Origin of the sequence: Kitasatospora sp. NPDC004615 (genome assembly GCF_042873545.1) — a bacterium.
Taxonomy (GTDB): Bacteria; Actinomycetota; Actinomycetes; order Streptomycetales; family Streptomycetaceae; genus Kitasatospora.
In genome coordinates this window covers 110676-127434 of record NZ_JBIALQ010000006.1, presented here as the reverse complement: position 1 = coordinate 127434, position 16759 = coordinate 110676, and the positions used below count along the sequence as shown (strand labels likewise).

Annotated in this window: 14 protein-coding genes; 6 read left to right on the top strand and 8 right to left on the bottom strand. The window is 71.6% G+C overall.

The genetic code is table 11. The features are described from left to right. Window positions 1–126: 126 nt before the first annotated feature. From ACFYS8_RS21700 to hrcA, 3 genes are all read right to left on the bottom strand, one after another. Entirely contained in the window at window positions 127–870 is a 744-nt protein-coding gene (locus ACFYS8_RS21700) for a 16S rRNA (uracil(1498)-N(3))-methyltransferase (RefSeq protein WP_387643141.1), read from the bottom strand. A gap of 90 nt (window positions 871–960) precedes the next feature. Then, a complete protein-coding gene (dnaJ, locus tag ACFYS8_RS21695) occupies window positions 961–2100 on the bottom strand; it encodes a molecular chaperone DnaJ (protein ID WP_387643140.1) in 1140 nt (379 codons plus the stop codon). Window positions 2101–2169: 69 nt separating this feature from the next. Further along, window positions 2170–3243: a heat-inducible transcriptional repressor HrcA gene (gene hrcA / locus ACFYS8_RS21690; RefSeq protein WP_387643139.1), complete on the bottom strand. Its 1074-nt coding sequence runs from the start codon at window positions 3241–3243 to the stop codon at window positions 2170–2172. A 273-nt stretch (window positions 3244–3516) separates the two neighbouring features. On the opposite strand from hrcA, the gene htpX reads away from it, so the two are divergent. From htpX to ACFYS8_RS21670, 4 genes are read left to right on the top strand one after another with little or no spacing between them, the layout of a single operon-like run. After that, the gene (gene htpX, locus ACFYS8_RS21685; RefSeq protein ID WP_387643138.1) at window positions 3517–4440 is read left to right on the top strand and encodes a zinc metalloprotease HtpX; all 924 of its coding nucleotides are present in this window, start codon (window positions 3517–3519) and stop codon (window positions 4438–4440) included. Window positions 4441–4493: 53 nt separating this feature from the next. Further along, window positions 4494–5081, top strand: coding sequence for a hypothetical protein (locus ACFYS8_RS21680; protein WP_387643137.1), 588 nt, complete (start codon window positions 4494–4496; stop codon window positions 5079–5081). A 24-nt stretch (window positions 5082–5105) separates the two neighbouring features. Continuing rightward, the gene (locus ACFYS8_RS21675) at window positions 5106–5876 is read left to right on the top strand and encodes a DUF2785 domain-containing protein (protein ID WP_387643136.1); all 771 of its coding nucleotides are present in this window, start codon (window positions 5106–5108) and stop codon (window positions 5874–5876) included. A 35-nt stretch (window positions 5877–5911) separates the two neighbouring features. Next, window positions 5912–6745 (top strand): DUF3097 domain-containing protein, encoded by an 834-nt coding sequence (locus ACFYS8_RS21670; protein WP_387643135.1) that lies wholly within the window; start codon window positions 5912–5914, stop codon window positions 6743–6745. 7 nt (window positions 6746–6752) lie between these two features. Here ACFYS8_RS21670 and ACFYS8_RS21665 read toward each other — a convergent pair whose 3' ends face one another. The 4 genes from ACFYS8_RS21665 to ACFYS8_RS21650 form a co-directional block, all read right to left on the bottom strand. Further along, window positions 6753–7421 (bottom strand): hypothetical protein, encoded by a 669-nt coding sequence (locus ACFYS8_RS21665; protein WP_387643134.1) that lies wholly within the window; start codon window positions 7419–7421, stop codon window positions 6753–6755. Then, window positions 7418–8065 carry an RNA polymerase sigma factor gene (locus ACFYS8_RS21660; protein ID WP_387643133.1) on the bottom strand — a complete coding sequence of 216 codons (648 nt, stop codon included), beginning with the start codon at window positions 8063–8065 and terminating at the stop codon, window positions 7418–7420. Before ACFYS8_RS21660 ends, ACFYS8_RS21665 begins: the two co-directional genes overlap by 4 nt. Window positions 8066–8193: 128 nt before the next feature. After that, on the bottom strand, window positions 8194–9423 hold the full coding sequence (hemW, locus tag ACFYS8_RS21655) for a radical SAM family heme chaperone HemW (RefSeq protein WP_387643132.1): 1230 nt from the start codon (window positions 9421–9423) through the stop codon (window positions 8194–8196). Between the two features lie 59 nt (window positions 9424–9482). Further along, window positions 9483–11384 carry an AMP-dependent synthetase/ligase gene (locus ACFYS8_RS21650; protein WP_387643131.1) on the bottom strand — a complete coding sequence of 634 codons (1902 nt, stop codon included), beginning with the start codon at window positions 11382–11384 and terminating at the stop codon, window positions 9483–9485. A gap of 275 nt (window positions 11385–11659) precedes the next feature. Between ACFYS8_RS21650 and ACFYS8_RS21645 the strand changes: the two genes are divergently transcribed. Both ACFYS8_RS21645 and ACFYS8_RS21640 read left to right on the top strand, forming a co-directional pair. Further along, the gene (locus ACFYS8_RS21645; protein WP_387643130.1) at window positions 11660–13396 is read left to right on the top strand and encodes an ABC transporter ATP-binding protein; all 1737 of its coding nucleotides are present in this window, start codon (window positions 11660–11662) and stop codon (window positions 13394–13396) included. Window positions 13397–13554: 158 nt separating this feature from the next. Then, window positions 13555–15567 carry an ABC transporter ATP-binding protein gene (locus ACFYS8_RS21640; RefSeq protein ID WP_387643836.1) on the top strand — a complete coding sequence of 671 codons (2013 nt, stop codon included), beginning with the start codon at window positions 13555–13557 and terminating at the stop codon, window positions 15565–15567. Window positions 15568–15574: 7 nt separating this feature from the next. Here the strand turns inward: ACFYS8_RS21640 and ACFYS8_RS21635 are convergent, their stop codons facing one another. Further along, entirely contained in the window at window positions 15575–16657 is a 1083-nt protein-coding gene (locus ACFYS8_RS21635) for an EamA family transporter (RefSeq protein ID WP_387643129.1), read from the bottom strand. Window positions 16658–16759: the final 102 nt, after the last annotated feature.

Genomic DNA, 16759 nt, shown 5'->3' with positions numbered 1-16759 from the left:
GCGAGATCGCGGCGCAGGACAATGACTCGCACGTGATCGCGACCTCGCCGACGTGGTTCGCGCTTGTCGCGCAGTTCTCCCCCAGCCCTTGGGGGCTGGGAGGTACCCCCACGCGCCCCCGTTCGCTTACCCCCAGCGCCCCGTACGCCCGAGCAGCAGCGCCCCCGCCGCGACCCCCGCAGTGGAGGTGCGCAGGACGGACGGCCCGAGTCGATAAGGCTTCGCCCCGGCCTCGGCGAAAGCCGCGATCTCCTCCGGCGACACCCCGCCCTCCGGCCCGACGATCAGCACGATCTCGCCGGAGGCAGGAAGCTCCGCCGTGGCCAGCGGCAGCGAACCTTCCTCGTGCAGGACGGCGGCGAAGGAGGCCTTCGACAGCAGCGGAAGCAACTGCCGCGTGGTCATCAGGTCGTGCACCTCGGGAAAGCGCAGCCGTCGCGCCTGCTTGCCCGCCTCGCGCGCGGTCGCCCGCCACTTGGCGAGCGCCTTCGCGCCGCGCTCGCCCTTCCACTGGGTGATGCACCGGGAGGCCGCCCACGGCACCACCGCGTCGATGCCGGCCTCGGTCATCGTCTCGACGGCGAGTTCGCCGCGGTCGCCCTTGGGCAGCGCCTGGACGACGGTGATCCGGGGCGCGGGCGCAGCCTCCTCGCGTACGGCGGCGACCAGCACGTCCAGCGCGTCCTTGCCGTGCACCGCGGCGACGGTGCCGTCCGCGCCGCGGCCGTGTCCGTCGGCGAGGGTGACGGCCTCGCCGGGCTCCAGGCGCTTGACGGCGACGGCGTGCCGCCCCTCGGGGCCGTCGAGGCGGACGGTGGCGCCGGGGGTGGCGCCCGCCAGGTCGTCGACGACGAACACCGGTGCGGTCATCGGAACAGGAACCCTCTCGCGGAAAGAACAACAAAAAACCCGGGCCGGAAGCGGTGGCGTGCACCACTCCCGGCCCGGAAGGAACGGGTCTCACCGGCCGTTGAAGGCGTCCTTCAGCCGGGAGAACAGGCCCTGCTGGCCGGGTGCGAACTGGCCGGACGGCCGCTCCTCGCCGCGGAGCATGGCGAGCCGCCGCAGCAGCTCCTCCTGTTCCGGGTCGAGCTTGGTGGGCGTCTGCACCTCGACGTGCACTATTAGGTCGCCCCGGCCGCCACCGCGCAGGTGGGTGATGCCGCGGCCGTGCAGCGGGATCGACTGGCCGGACTGGGTGCCGGGCCGGATGTCGACCTCTTCCAGGCCGTCCAGGGTCTGCAGCGGCACCTGGGTGCCGAGTGCGGCGGCCGTCATCGGGATGGTGACGGTGCAGTGCAGGTCGTCGCCGCGGCGCTGGAAGACGGCGTGGCTGGTCTCGGCGATCTCCACGTACAGGTCGCCGGCGGGGCCGCCGCCGGGGCCGACCTCGCCCTCGCCGGCCAGCTGGATCCGGGTGCCGTTGTCGACACCGGCGGGGATCTTCACCGTGAGGGTGCGGCGGGCCCGGACCCGGCCGTCGCCCGCGCACTCGGGGCACGGGGTCGGAACGACGGTGCCGAAGCCCTGGCACTGCGGGCAGGGCCGGGAGGTCATGACCTGGCCCAGGAAGGACCGGGTGACCTGGGAGACCTCGCCCTTGCCGCGACACATGTCACAGGTCTGCGCGGAGGTACCCGGCGCGGCGCCCTCGCCGTTACAGGTGGTGCAGGTGACGGCGGTGTCGACCTGGAGTTCCTTGGTGGTGCCGAACGCGGCCTCCTCCAGGGTGATCTCCAGTCGGATCATCGCGTCCTGCCCGCGGCGGGTGCGCGAACGCGGGCCGCGCTGGCCGGTCGCGGCGCCGAAGAAGGCGTCCATGATGTCGGAGAAGCCGAAGCCGGCCGCTCCGGCCCCGAAGCCGCCCGCACCGCCGCCGTTCGGCGACAGCGGGTCGCCGCCGAGGTCGTACACCTGACGCTTCTGCGGATCGGAGAGCACCTCGTAGGCGGCGTTGATCTCCTTGAACCGCTCCTGCGTCTTCGGGTCCGGGTTGACGTCCGGGTGCAGTTCACGGGCGAGGCGCCGAAACGCCTTCTTGATCTCGTCCTGCCCCGCGTCGCGTCGGACGCCGAGTACCGCGTAGTAGTCCGTGGCCACCAAATGCTCCGGTTTGTTCCGCCTCTAGAAGTGCTTGCGAGAACTGCGTGACGGTCTCACGCAGCCTTGTTATGACTCGTCCAGGATCTGGCCGACGTATCGCGCCACCGCTCGCACCGCCCCCATTGTGCCCGGGTAATCCATCCGGGTCGGACCGATCACACCCAGCTTTGCCACGCTCTGGTCGCCCGAACCGTAACCGACGGAGACCACCGACGTGGAATTCAGGCCTTCATAGGCGTTCTCGTGGCCGATCCGGACCGTCATCGCCGAGTCCCCGGTCTCACCCAGCAGGCGCAGCAGCACCACCTGCTCCTCCAGTGCCTCGAGCACCGGACGGATGGAGAGCGGGAAGTCGTGGTTGAACCGGGTCAGGTTGGCGGTGCCCGCCAGCATGATCCGTTCCTCGTTCTGTTCGGCGAGCGTTTCGAACAGCACGGTCAGCACGGTGCTGACCGAGGGCCGGTCGGCCAGTTCGAAACTGGCCGGCAGGTCCTCCAGGAGAGTCGGCACCTCGGGCAGCCGACAGCCGCCCGCCATGCCGTTCAGCCTGGCCCGCAGGTCTCCCAGCACGGTCTCGCCGACCGGGCCGGGGCAGTCCACCATCCGCTGCTCGACCCGGCCGGTGTTGGTGATCAGCACCAGCATCAGCTTGGTCGGGGTGAGCGAGACGAGTTCGATGTGCCGCACGGTGGAGCGGGTCAGCGACGGGTACTGGACCACCGCGACCTGCCGGGTCAGCTGCGCCAGCAGCCGCACCGTACGGGCCACCACGTCGTCCAGGTCGACCGCGCCCTCCAGGAAGTGCCGGATCGCCCGGCGCTCCGGGGGCGTCATCGGCTTCACCTCGGCGAGGCGGTCGACGAACAGCCGGTAGCCCTTGTCGGTGGGGATCCGGCCCGCGCTGGTGTGCGGCTGGTGGATGAACCCGTCGTCCTCCAGCGCGGCCATGTCGTTGCGCACCGTGGCCGGTGAGACGCCCAGGTTGTGGCGCTCCACCAGGGCCTTGGAGCCGACCGGCTCCTCGGTGCCCACGTAGTCCTGCACGATCGCGCGGAGCACGGCCAGCCGTCGCTCGTCCAACGGGCGCACGGACGGGCGCGTGTCGATCAGGCGGCCGTCGGGCTTGCCGTCGTCCGGCATGTGCACGCACCTCCGTCGTCGTCCGTTGAACCGGTGGTCGATCCTCTCTGGCACTCAACTGGGCAGAGTGCCAGAACCGTATCTGCCAGTGTACGGCCCGGGCCTGATGGCAGGAACGGTCCGCCGACGTGATCCTCGACCGAAAACCGGCGCCGACCGACTCCCGCGGGCCGACGCGACCGCATTCCCATCGGATTCCCATCGTTTCGGATGGTGCCTGCGGGCCCCGCCGGTGGCAGCATCGAAGGCGAAGACGGCGAAGGAGGAGCAGCGATGTCGGCCTCACGGCAGCACTCCCGGTTCACCCCCGACCGCGGCCTGACCGGCCGGATGGTCACCACCATGTTCTTGATCGGCCTGCTCTATGTCGGCTTCACCGGGTTGCTGATCGTGCTGCTGCGCGGTGCCTGGCCCCTGGTGGTGCTGATCTCCGGCGGCCTGTTCGTCGCCCAGTTCTGGTTCTCCGACAAGATCACCGAACGGGCGATGGGCGCCCACCCGGTCTCCCCCGAGGAGTTCCCGCAGCTGCACGGCGCGGTCGACCGGCTGTGCGCGCTCGCCGACATGCCCAAGCCGCGCGTCGCGGTCGCCCACAACGACATGCCCAACGCCTTCGCCACCGGCCGCAACCCGGACAACGCGGTGATCTGCGTGACCACCGGCCTGCTGCGCCGGCTGGAACCGGAGGAACTGGAGGGCGTCCTCGCCCACGAGCTCTCGCACGTCGCGCACCGCGACGTCGCGGTGATGACGGTGGCCGGATTCCTCGGCGTGCTGGCCGGCGCGATGACCCGGATCGCGCTGTACGGCGGAATGATGGGCGGCGGCAACCGGAACAGCAACGACTCCAACGCCGCGATCGCGATGATCATCGTCCCGCTGGTCTCGATGGTGGTGTACGCGATCAGCTTCCTGCTCACCCGGCTGCTCTCCCGCTACCGCGAGCTCGCCGCCGACCGGGCCGCCGCCCAGCTGACCGGGCGCCCCAGCGCACTGGCCTCCGCGCTGACCAAGGTGACCGGGCAGATCGCCGCCATCCCGACCGAGGACCTGCGCAAGGCCCAGCCGTACAACGCCTTCTACTTCGCGCCCGCGCTGAGCGCCAAGGAGACCGCCGCGCAGCTGTTCTCCACCCACCCGTCGCTGGAGCAGCGGCTCGCACAGCTGTCGAAGATCTCCTCCCAGCTCGGGCAGTGACCGCCTTGCCCGGGCAGTGACCGCCTTCCACCCTTGATCAAGGAGCTCGCCCCGTGGGATTCCTGGACGCCCTGTTCGGGCGCAGCAAGCCCGTGAAGCCGGACCTCGACCAGCTGTTCGGCATCCCGTCGGCCGCGCTCACCCTGCAGGCCGCCACCGGCTTCCTCCCCACCGGCCTCGGCTCGGTGTGCTTCGCCGCCGTCGAGGGCGGCGCCTTCGCCGAGGTCCAGTCCCAGGTCCGGGCCCTGCTCGACGCGGACACCGAACGCGGCGGCACCCCCGTCGAAGCCTCCCGCGACAACTACGGCTACTCCTGGCTGCTCGCCCGCCACACCCCCGACGAACTCCCCGACCTGGTCAACGACCTGCACGCGGTCAACAGCGAGCTGGAGGCCAACGGCTTCGGCCCGCAACTGCTCTGCTCGATCGTCGCCTTCCGCGACCGCGAGGGCCGCTCGCTGGGCCTGGTCTACCTGTACAAGCGCGGCACCTTCTACCCGATGTGCAAGCTCCCCGGCCAGGAGAAGCGCAACAACCCCCTGGAGATCGAGATCTCCAACCTGCTCCGCAACGACCTGCGCATCGAGTCCGACCTCTCCCGCTGGTTCCCGGTCTGGGGCGCCCCGGGCCTGGACGACTGAGGCTCCGCCCCAGGGTGGTCGTCCGTGACCGACTGGACCGCCCTGCCCGACCGTGATCCGTCCGAGGCCGAGCTGGCCGCCGTCCGCGAGGCGCTGCGCTCGCCCGACCCGGTGGAGCGCGACGAGCGCGCGTACTCCCGGCTGGCCGACTGGATACCCGGGCTGGCCGAGGAACGCCGGCTGGCGCTCGGCGACGCGATGGCGGACCGCTTCGGGGACCCCGAGATCCAGGCCCGGACGTTCGCGCCGCTGGTCCTGGGCCGCATCGTGCGAACCGGCAGCCTGCGCGCCGAGTGGCTCGCCGCGTTCGCCCGCTGGTACCCCGCCGAAACCGACCTGCGCGGGCACCACCCCGCGCTGGGCTGGCTGCACGCCGTCGCGCACGGCGCCGACCTGCTGGGCGCGTTCGGGCAGCACCCGGACGTCGACCCGGAGCCGCTGCTGGCGCTCGGCACGGCCCGGCTGCTCGCCCCGACCGGGCACGTCTTCGACGCGATGGAGGACGACCGGCTCGGCTGCGCGCTCGCGTTGACCCTGGCCCGGCCCGAGCTGACGGAGCGCCAGGCCGTCGGCTGGCTGGACGCGGTGGCCGAGGTGTTCGCCGGCGGAGAGCCCGGGCCGGTGCCGGCCGAAGTGTCCAACACCCTGCGCACGCTGCGGGTGGTGCACCTGCTGGCGGTCCGGGGCGTGCGCCCGCAGTGGGGCGGCGCAAAGGTGCGGGCGCTGCCGCACGGGGCGGCGGTCGGGGAGCGGATCGCCGAGGTGCTGTCGACGGCCGCGCCGTACCTCGGCTGACGGACCGTCGGGGGCGGTTTCGTAGACTGCGGGGCATGCGCAGCAGGGAGTACGGGCCGGATCTGACCCCGCCGTGGAAGCGGCAGCAGCCCGCGCCGGAGGTGGCGGCGGAGCGGGATCTGGTGGTGGAGGAGGCGGCGACCGGGTTCTGCGGGGCGGTGGTGCGGTGCGAACGGACCGCGGAGGGATTCACCGTCACGCTGGAGGACCGGTTCGGCAAGCACCGGGTGTTTCCGCTGGTGCCGCGCGGATTCCTGCTGGAGGGACGGGTGGTGACGCTGGTCCGGCCGACCGGACCGGCCCCGCAGCGCGGGCCGGGGCGGACGGCGTCCGGGTCGATAGCGGTGCCCGGGGCGCGCGCCCGGGTGGCCCGCGAGTCGCGGATCTACGTCGAGGGCCGGCACGACGCCGAACTGGTCGAACGGGTCTGGGGCGACGACCTGCGGATCGAGGGCGTGGTGGTCGAGTACCTGGAGGGCGTCGACGACCTGCCCGCGATCGTCGCCGAGTTCGCCCCCGGCCCGGGCCGCCGGCTGGGCGTCCTGGTCGACCACCTGCTGCCCGGCACCAAGGAGCACCGGATCGCCGCACAGGTGACCGGCGACCACGTGCTGGTCGTCGGCCACCCGTACGTCGACATCTGGCAGGCCGTCAAACCGGCCGGCCTCGGCTTCGCGGCCTGGCCCGAGGTGCCGCGCGGCGAGGTGTGGAAGGAGGGCATCTGCCGCCGTCTCGGCTGGCCGGTGGACACCCCCGCCGCCTGGAAGCGGATCCTCGCCTCGGTGGACGGCTGGAAGGACCTGGAGCCGGAACTGCTCGGCCGGGTAGAGGAGTTGATCGACTTCGTCACTCAGTCCGGCACCGCCTGACAGCCACTCAGCTCGACACCGCCGACGGCAGGACGGTCTGCGTCGGGCTCGGCAGGGCGGACGGGTCGACTGCCTGCCCCACCACGATCCGCGTCGCGGGCACGCAGTCGGGCACGGACTCCACCACCACGGCCCGGAAGGTGGTGAACGCCCCGCCGGGGAATCCGGCCCGGCCCGCGGTCAGCAGCACCGTCGAGCCGGGCGGGACGAGCTTGGGGTCGATCCGCACCATGCCGGGGCCGTCGCCGGGCTGCACCAGGTCGGGCTGGGCGCGGGTCCCGGCCGGCTCCGGCAGCGTGCACTCCTCGGGCGTCCTGGCCTCCTCGATGCCGGCCGCCGGCACGCCGTACCGCTGCAGGGTGGCGACCATGTCCGGCAGGCCCGCCGGGTCGCGCAGTTGCAGCGCGATGGTGCCGTCCGGCTCCCTGGTCACCGCGTACGCGGCGGTGCCGCCGTGCTCGCCGCCGAGCGCCACGGGCAGCACCAGCGCGGTGGCCACGGCGGCCGCGCCGACCGCGAGTGCGGCCAGTACCGGGCGGCGGCGGAGCAGTCCCGGGCGGCGGCGGAGCAGTCCCGGGCGGCGGGCGGGCTCGCGTTCGGCGGCGAGGGCGGCCAGTTCCTCACCGAGCCTGCGCTCGAAGTTGCTGGTGGACGGGGTTCGGTCGGAGCTGGTCACGAGGTCACCTCGATCATCGGGTCGGCGGGGGCGGCGGGGCGGGGCAGCAGCGGGCCCGGCCTCGGCAGGTCCTTGCGGGCGGGGCGGCGTTCGGCACCGAGCAGCCGCCGGGCGCGGTGCATGCGCACCCGGACGGTGGCCTGCGAGATGCCGAGCACCTGCGCGGTCTCGGCGGTGGTCAGGCCGTCCATGACGACCAGGTCGAGCACCTCCCGCAGCGGGGCGCTGAGCCCGGCGTGCCGCTGCGCGAGATCACGGACGGCCCGCTGGGCGTCGATCCGCTCCTCCAGGGCGAGGATGTCCTCCTCGTCGAGCAGCCGGCGGCCGGACAGCCGGCCGATCGCCCGGCGTTCGCGGTGGTCGCCGCGCCGGTATCCCGCGATGACGTACCGGGCGATGCCGTACAGCCAGCCGATCGCGGTACCGCGCTCGGGCCGGTAGCTGCCGGCGGCCTCCAGCGCGGCGACGAAGATGTCCGCGGTGAGGTCGGCCGCCAGGTGCGGATCGCTGACCCGGCGGGTGACGAAGTCGAGTATGGCGTTGACGTGCAGGCGGTAGAACGCGCCGAAGCCGTCCGGAGTGGTCAGCTCCGGTGGACGGCCCTCGGGCCGCGCTTCGTGGCGTGGATGCTCACGGATGCGCATGCGTCCCTCCTCGGTCGGGGGACCCGGTGGGTCCCTTCACCGAGTACTTGGCCGCAGCCCGCCGGAGCGTTTCACGCCCGCCCGACTCGCCGATCGTCAGGTTGACGCCCGGGACCGGGTGGCGCGGCTCAGTCGACCAGGTCGCGGACCACCGCGTCGGCCAGCAGCCGGCCGCGCAGCGTCAGCGCCGCCCGGCCGTCCGCGTACGGGCCCAACTCCAGGAGGCCGTCGGCGAGGGCCCGGTCGGCGGCCTTGCGGCCGGTGTCGGTGAGCAGGTCGAGCGGGCAGCCCTCGACCAGGCGCAGCTCCAGCAGGATCCGCTCGACCCGGCGGTCCTCACCGGCCAGCACCTCGCGGCCGAGCGCGGGCGTGCGGCCTTCGGCGAGCGCCTGCGCGTACGCGGCCGGGTGCTTGGCGTTCCACCAGCGGACCCCGCCGACGTGGCTGTGCGCGCCCGGGCCGGCGCCCCACCAGTCGGCGCCCGTCCAGTACAGCTCGTTGTGGCGGCACCGGCCCTCGGGCGTGGTGGCCCAGTTGGAGACCTCGTACCAGGCGTACCCGGCGGCGGCGAGCGCCTGCTCGGCCATCAGGTAGCGGTCGGCGTGCACGTCGTCGTCGATCATCGGCAGTTCGCCGCGCCGGACCCGGGCGGCCAGCCGGGTGCCGTCCTCGACGATCAGCGAGTACGCGGAGACGTGGTCGGGGCGGGCGCCGATCGCGGCGTCCAGCGAGGCCTGCCAGTCCTGGTCGGTCTCGCCGGGGGTGCCGTAGATCAGGTCCAGGTTGACGTGCTCGAAGCCGGCCTCGCGGGCCTCGGCGACGCACGCCTCGGGGCGGCCCGGGGTGTGGTGGCGGTCCAGGATCCGCAGCACGTGCGGGCGGGCGCTCTGCATGCCGAAGGAGATCCGGTTGTAGCCGCCCTCGCGCAGCTCGGCCAGGTACGCCGGGTCCACCGACTCCGGGTTGGCCTCGGTGGTGACCTCCGCGCCCTCGGCGAGGCCGAACTCCTCGCGCAGCGCGGCCAGCATCCGCACCAGGTCGCGGGCGGGCAGCAGGGTGGGCGTGCCGCCGCCGAGGAACACCGTCTGCACCGGCAGCTCGGCGTCACCGAGGATGCGCCGGGCCAGCCGGATCTCGGCGATCACGTTGTCGGCGTAGGTGTCCTGCGAGGCAACGGTGCCCGAGGACCGCAGTTCGGTGGCGGTGTAGGTGTTGAAGTCGCAGTAGCCGCAGCGGCTGGCGCAGTACGGCACGTGCAGGTAAAAACCGAACGGCCGGGCGCCGAGTCCGTCCAGGGCGTGGGCGGGCAGCGAACCGTCGGACGGCACGGGTTCGCCGTCGGGAAGTGCGGAGGGCATGCGCCCATTGTCCGGTACGGCCCGCGAAAGTCCGAAGGCCGTACCGGAACCGTGGGTGCTCAGGCCTCGTTGGCACCCGCGTACATCGCGGTCACCCGGTCGGCGTAGGTCTTCTCCACCACCGGGCGCTTGATCTTCAGGCTGGGGGTGAGCTCGCCGTGCTCGATGTCCAGGTCGCGCGGGAGCAGGGCGAACTTCTTGATCGTCTGCCAGCGCTGCAACTCGCCGTTGAGGCGCTTCACGAAGCCGTCGATCAGCTCCACGGTGGCCGGGGCCTCCACCACCTCGGCGTACGACTTCCCGGCCATGCCGTGCTCGGCCGCCCACGGCATGATCACCGTCTCGTCCAGGCCGATCAGCGCGGTGCAGTAGTTGCGGCCGTTGCCGATCACCAGGATGTTGCTGACGAACGGGCAGATCGCCTTGAACTTGCCCTCGACCTCGCTCGGCGCGACGTACTTGCCGCCGGAGGTCTTGAACATGTCCTTCTTGCGATCGGTGATCCGCAGGTAGCCGCCCGCGCCGAGCTCGCCGATGTCGCCGGTGTGGAACCAGCCGTCCGACTCCAGCACCTCGGCGGTCTGCTCGGGCAGCTCGTGGTAGCCGCGCATGACGCCCGGGCCGCGCAGCAGGATCTCGCCGTCCTCGGCGATCCGCACCTCGGTGCCGGGCAGCGGGAGGCCGACCGTGCCGACCCGGAAGTCCTCCGCCCGGTTCACGGTGGAACCGGCCGAGGTCTCGGTCAGGCCGTAGCCCTCCAGCACCGGGACGCCCGCGCCCTTGAAGAAGTAGCCGATCTCCGGGGCGAGCGCCGCGCTGCCGGACACCGCGCCGCGCAGCCGGCCGCCGAACGCCGCCTTGATCTTGGTGTACACCAGCTTGTCGGCCAGCGCGTGCTGCAGCCGCAGGCCCAGCGGGGCGCTCTCGTGGCCGTGCGCGACCTTGTTGGCCTGGATGGTCTGCGCGTAGTCGCGGGCCACCTTCGCCGCCCACAGGAAGATCTTGTACTTGGCGCCGCCCTCGGCCCGGGCCTTGCCGGCGATGCCGTTGTAGACCTTCTCGAAGATCCGCGGCGCGGACGCCATCAGGGTCGGACGGATCACCGGCAGGTTGTGGATGATCCGGTCCACCCGGCCGTCCACCGCCATCACGTGGCCGGTGGCGATCTGGCCGGAGATCAGCGTCTTGCCGAACACGTGCGACAGCGGCAGCCACATGAACTGCACGTCGTCCGAGCGCAGCAGCCCGCTCTCCTCCTGCGCCACGCCCTCGTACGACCAGCAGTCGTGCACCAGGCGCACGCCCTTGGGGCGGCCGGTGGTGCCGGAGGTGTAGATCAGGGTGGCGAGCTGTTCCTTGTCCAGTGAATCGATCGCCTTGTCGACGGCGTCCGGGTTCTCCTTCAGGTACGCGGCGCCGCGCTGCTCCAGCTCGGCCAGCGTCAGCACCGTAAGGCCCTCGGCCTGCGGCGCGTCCTCACCCGCCGGGTCGAACAGGATCACGTACTCCAGCGCGGGCAGCTCGGGCTTCTGCGCGACGGCCTTGCGCAGCTGGCCGGCGTTCTCGGCGAACAGCGCGCGGCTGCCGGAGTTGGCCAGGATGAACGCGGTCTCGTCGGAGTTGGTGCTCGGGTAGACCGTGGTGGTGGCCGCGCCGGCGCACATGTTGCCCAGGTCGGCGAGGATCCACTCGATCCGGGTGGCGGAGGCGATCGCCACCCGGTCCTCGGCCCGGATGCCCAGCGCCATCAGGCCGGCCGCGACCGCGCGGATCCGCTCGTTCGCCTGCGCCCAGGTCAGCGACCGCCACTGCTCCGCACCCGGCGCGCTGTCCGCGGCCTGCTCGTCCACCGGGACCGGGTACCGGTAGGCCTCACCGTTCGGAGTGGCCTTTACCCTGCTGAGCAGAAGGTGCGCCACGGAGGGCGGGCGCCGCTCGATCATGGACTGCGCGGAACTCAACGAGGACCTCCGGGGACGGGTGGACCGAGAGTGGGTAAGCGACGGCCGTGGGGGCGGCCGGCAACCGACTTAACCGGTGAGTAACAAGAGGGCATTCAGCAGCCTAGGGGGTGAAAAGCCGTTCCGTAAGGGGGTGACGTGAGCTGGCACACTCACGGGGCGGAAGTGCAGGCACAGCGCAGGCTCAGAGTGCAGGCCCGGTCAACGGGTGAAGCTTTTTCACAAGTACCCGAATTTGGGATGCGCGCGTCCCACTCGACGACGAGAGTGTCACGGTGCTTTTCAGACTTCTACGGGCCCACCTCGGCCCCTACTCCCGCGACATCACAGTGCTGGTACTGCTCCAGCTGATCTCCACCATCGGCATGCTGTACCTGCCGACGCTGAACGCCGACATCATCGACAGCGGCGTCCTCAAGGGCGACACCGGGTACATCCTGCGGGTCGGCGGCGTGATGGTCGGCGTCTCGCTCGCCCAGGCCGTCTGCTCGATCGGCGCGGTCTACTACGGCGCCCGCACCGCGATGGCCGTCGGCCGCGACCTGCGCGCCGGGGTGTTCTCCCAGGTGCAGGAGTTCTCCGCCCGCGAGCTCAACCAGTTCGGCGCGCCCTCGCTGATCACCCGCACCACCAACGACGTCCAGCAGGTCCAGATGCTGGCGATGATGTCCTTCACGCTGATGGTCGCCGCGCCGATCATGTGTGTCGGCGGCATCATCATGGCGCTCAACCAGGACGTGCCGCTGTCCGGCCTGCTGCTGGCCGTGGTGCCGGCGCTGGGCATCGTCGTCACCGTGCTGGTCAGCAAGATGCGGCCGCAGTTCCGCGGCATGCAGGAGCGCATCGACACGGTCAACCGGATCATGCGCGAGCAGATCACCGGCATCCGGGTCATCCGCGCCTTCGTCAAGGACAACCACGAGAAGCAGCGCTTCACCGGCGCCAACGGCGAACTCGCCGACTACTCGCTGCGGGTCGGCCGGCTGATGTCGCTGATGTTCCCGATCGTCATGGGCGTGGTGAACATCTCCAGCGTCGCCGTGTTCTGGTTCGGCGCGCAGCGCATCGACAGCAACAGCATGCAGATCGGCGCGCTCACCGCTTTCCTCTCCTACCTGATGCAGATTCTGATGAGCGTCATGATGGCCACCTTCATGTTCATGATGGTGCCGCGCGCCGAGGTCTGCGCCGAGCGCATCCAGGAAGTGCTGAGCACTCCCTCCAGCGTCGTCCCGCCGCTCGCCCCCGTCACCGAACTGCGCGCCCACGGCACGCTGGAACTGCGCGGCGTCGACTTCCGCTACCCCGGCGCCGAGGTGCCCGTGCTGCGCGGCATCGACCTGACCGCCCGGCCCGGCGAGACCACCGCCGTGATCGGCTCCACCGGCGCCGGCAAGACCACCCTGCTCGGACTCGTCCCCCGGCTCTTCGACGCCACCGGCGGCGAGGTGCTGATCAACGGCGTGGACGTCCGCAACATCGACCCGCAGAAGCTGTCCGAGGTCATCGGCTTCGTCCCGCAGAAGCCGTACCTGTTCTCCGGCACCGTCGCCTCGAACCTGCGCTACGGCAAGCCCGAGGCCACCGACGAGGAGCTCTGGCACGCCCTGGAGATCGCCCAGGCCAAGGACTTCGTGGAGAAGCTCCCCGAGGGCCTGGACGCCCCGGTCGCGCAGGGCGGCACCAACCTCTCCGGCGGCCAGCGTCAGCGCCTGGCGATCGCCCGGGCCCTGGTCCGCAAGCCCGAGATCTACCTGTTCGACGACTCCTTCTCGGCCCTCGACTACGCCACCGACGCCCGGCTGCGCGCCGCACTCACCGGGGAGACCGCGGACGCCACGGTGGTGATCGTCGCCCAGCGCGTCTCCACCATCCGCGACGCCGACCGGATCATCGTCCTCGACGAGGGCGCCGTCGTCGGCACCGGCACCCACCAGGAGCTGATGGCCGACAGCCCGACGTACCGGGAGATCGTGCTCTCCCAGCTCACCGAGCAGGAGGCCGCGGCGTGACCACCCCCGACAGCCCCGACGTGACCGAGCCCGACGTGGCCGTGCCCGACGTGACCGAGCCTGCGGCGAACACGCCCGACCTGGCCAAGGCCGGTGCTGGAACGACCGGATCGAAGCCCGCCAAGGCCGCCAAGGCCGCCGAGCCCGCCAAGCCCGACCTGGCCAAGGCCGGAGCCGGAGCCGGAGCAGGAGCGAACGAGGCGGAGCAGGAGCCGGTCTCCACCTCGCAGGAGGCGGCCGCCCGCCGCGGCGGGCCCGGACCCGCGCGCTTCGCGGGCGCCCAGGGCACCGAGAAGGCCAAGGACCTCGGCGGCTCCGCCAAGCGCCTGCTCGGCATGCTCAAGCCCGAGCGCAACCTGATCCTCAGCGTGCTCGGATTCGGCGCGCTCTCCGTCGCCTGTGCGGTGGCCGGCCCCTGGGTGCTCGGCAAGGCGACCGACCTGATCGTCGCCGGAGCCACCGGACCACGCTTCACCGGCGCCCCGAGCAAGCAGGCCGTGCTCGATGGCCTGCGCGCCAGGGGCGAGGGCAACATCGCCGACCTGCTCGCCTCGATCGACTTCACCCCCGGCCAGGGCATGGACTTCGGCGCCATCGGCACCATCCTGCTCTGGGTGCTGGGTATCTACCTGGCCGCCGTGGTGTTCGGTGTGGTCCAGGGCCGGCTGACCGCGCTGGCGATCAACCGCACGGTGTTCCGGCTGCGCGAGGAGGTCGAGGCGAAGCTGGCCCGGCTGCCGCTCAGCTACTTCGACCGCCAGCCGCGCGGCGAGGTGCTGAGCCGGGTCACCAACGACATCGACAACATCCAGCAGTCGATGCAGCAGACCATGGGACAGGTCGTCAACTCCCTGCTGACCATCGTCGGCGTGCTGATGATGATGTTCTGGATCTCCCCTCTGCTGGCTCTGATCGCACTGATCTCCGTTCCCGTTTCGGTGGTGGTCGCCGCCAAGGTCGGCAAGCGGGCCCAGCCTCAGTTCATCAAGCAGTGGGGCTCCACCGGCAAGCTGAACGCCCACATCGAGGAGATGTTCACCGGGCACAGCGTGGTGAAGGTCTTCGGCCGCCAGCAGGAGGCCAAGGACCTCTTCCAGCAGGAGAACCAGGCACTCTACGAAGCCTCCTTCCGTGCGCAGTTCATCTCGGGCATCATCCAGCCCGCGATGATGCTGGTCGGCAACATCAACTACGTGCTGGTCGCGGTGGTCGGCGGTCTGCGAGTGGCCAGCGGTGCGCTGTCCATCGGTGACGTCCAGGCGTTCATCCAGTACTCCCGTCAGTTCAGCCAGCCGCTCAGCCAGGTCGCCTCGATGGCCAACCTGGTGCAGTCCGGTGTGGCCTCCGCCGAGCGGGTCTTCGAACTGCTCGACGCCAACGAGCAGTCCGCCGAGCCGCAGCGCCCGGAGCGCCCCGCCGAGGTGCACGGCCGCGTCGCCTTCGAGGACGTCTCCTTCCGCTACGACCCGGAGAAGCCGCTCATCGAGGGCCTCTCCCTGAAGGTCGAACCCGGCCAAACCGTGGCTATCGTCGGCCCAACCGGCGCCGGCAAGACCACCATGGTCAACCTCCTGATGCGTTTCTACGAGGTCAGCAGCGGCCGGATCACCCTCGACGGCGTGGACATCGCCGCGATGTCCCGCGAGGAGCTGCGCTCCGGCATCGGCATGGTGCTCCAGGACACCTGGCTGTTCGGCGGCACCATCGCCGAGAACATCGCCTACGGTGCCGAGTCCGCCACCCGCGAGCAGGTGATCGCGGCGGCGAAGGCCGCGCACGTGGACCGCTTCGTGCGCACCCTCCCCGACGGCTACGACACCGTCCTGGACGACGAGGGCACCGGAGTCAGCGCGGGCGAGAAGCAGCTGATCACCATCGCCCGGGCCTTCCTCGCCCAGCCCTCGATCCTGGTGCTCGACGAGGCGACCAGCTCCGTCGACACCCGTACCGAGGTGCTGATCCAGCGTGCGATGGCGGAGCTGCGCACCGGCCGCACCAGCTTCGTGATCGCCCACCGCCTCTCCACCATCCGGGACGCCGACGTGATCCTGGTGATGGAGAACGGTTCGATCGTCGAGCAGGGCAACCACGACCAGCTGATCGCTGCCGACGGCGCCTACGCCCGGCTGTACCAGGCGCAGTTCGCCCAGGCGGTGGCCGAGGTCGACTGACACGACGTCAGCGCGCTGCCCGGCCGACCGGCCCGACCGGTCCGCCGCCCTGGGGGAGGTCCGCACCGCGGGCCTCCCCCTCGCGTATCGCGGCGAGGGCGAGAGCCGGGGCGGTGGTGACTGGCGCCAGGATGGTCGCGGTGATTGCGGTGGCCCGGTGGGTGGTGGTCGGGTCGGTGATGGTCGGGTCAGTGGCGGCCGGGGTGGTCGGGTCGGTGGTGGAGGCGGCGACCACGGTGGTGGCGGGCCGGCCGGCCGGGCGCTGACCGAGCAGGGTGGAGCTCAGGGCGAGCGCCATGCCCAGCAGCTGCACCGCGTTGAGGGACTGGCCGAGAGCGGCCCAGCCGATCACTGCCGCCGACACCGGGCTGAGCAGGCCCAGGAAGGCGACCGAGGTGGCGGGCAGACGACCGATACCGCGGAACCAGACCCAGTACGCCAGCGCGGTGTTGGCCACCGCGAGGTAGCCGTACCCGAGCAGGTTGGTGCCGCTGAGCGCGGGCGGGGCACCCTCGACCAGAGCGGCCACCGGGAGCAGCAGCAGACCGCCGGCGGTGAGCTGCCAGCCCGTCAGAGCGAGTGGGCCGACGCCCTCGGGGCGCCCCCAGCGCTTGGTGAGGACCGTACCGGCGGCCATCGCCCCGGCCCCGGCGAGGCCGGCCAGCACGCCTATGGCGTCCAGCCGGGCGGTGGCGCGCAGCACCACCAGGGCTACGCCGAACACTCCGACGGTGCCGGCCAGCAGGGCCCGCCGCCCGAACCGCTCCCCCAGCAGGGGTACGGCCAGCCCCGCGGCCAGCAGCGGCTGTATCGCGCCGAGGACGGCGGCCACGCCGCCGGGCAGGCGGTAGGCGGCGACGAAGAGCAGGGCGAAGAAGACGCCGATGTTGAGCGTGCCCAGCACCGCCGAGCGCCACCACCAGGAACCGCTGGGCAGTCGTCGGGTGACGGCCAGCAGCACCAGTCCGGCGGGCAGGGCGCGCAGAGTCGCAGTGAGCAACGGCCGGTCTGCGGGAAGCAGTTCGGTCGTCACGGCATAGGTGGAGCCCCACGCGAGCGGGGCGAGCGCGGTGAGAGCTACGGTTCGCATGAGAGATAGCTTAGCAGCAAGTTACTTGCTGTCGAGCCAATTAGCGAAAGCAAACTCGCCGCTCACCCACTCACTCCCGAGCGGCCCTGTGCCACACTGGCG

Coding starts and splice junctions, on each gene's coding strand:
- ACFYS8_RS21660 (WP_387643133.1), bottom strand. CDS start 8,065: ATGCGCATCCGTGAGCATCCACGCCACGAAGCGCGGCCCGAGGGCCGT.
- ACFYS8_RS21700 (WP_387643141.1), bottom strand. CDS start 870: ATGACCGCACCGGTGTTCGTCGTCGACGACCTGGCGGGCGCCACCCCC.
- ACFYS8_RS21635 (WP_387643129.1), bottom strand. CDS start 16,657: ATGCGAACCGTAGCTCTCACCGCGCTCGCCCCGCTCGCGTGGGGCTCC.
- ACFYS8_RS21670 (WP_387643135.1), top strand. CDS start 5,912: ATGCGCAGCAGGGAGTACGGGCCGGATCTGACCCCGCCGTGGAAGCGG.
- hrcA (WP_387643139.1), bottom strand. CDS start 3,243: ATGCCGGACGACGGCAAGCCCGACGGCCGCCTGATCGACACGCGCCCG.
- htpX (WP_387643138.1), top strand. CDS start 3,517: ATGTCGGCCTCACGGCAGCACTCCCGGTTCACCCCCGACCGCGGCCTG.
- hemW (WP_387643132.1), bottom strand. CDS start 9,423: ATGCCCTCCGCACTTCCCGACGGCGAACCCGTGCCGTCCGACGGTTCG.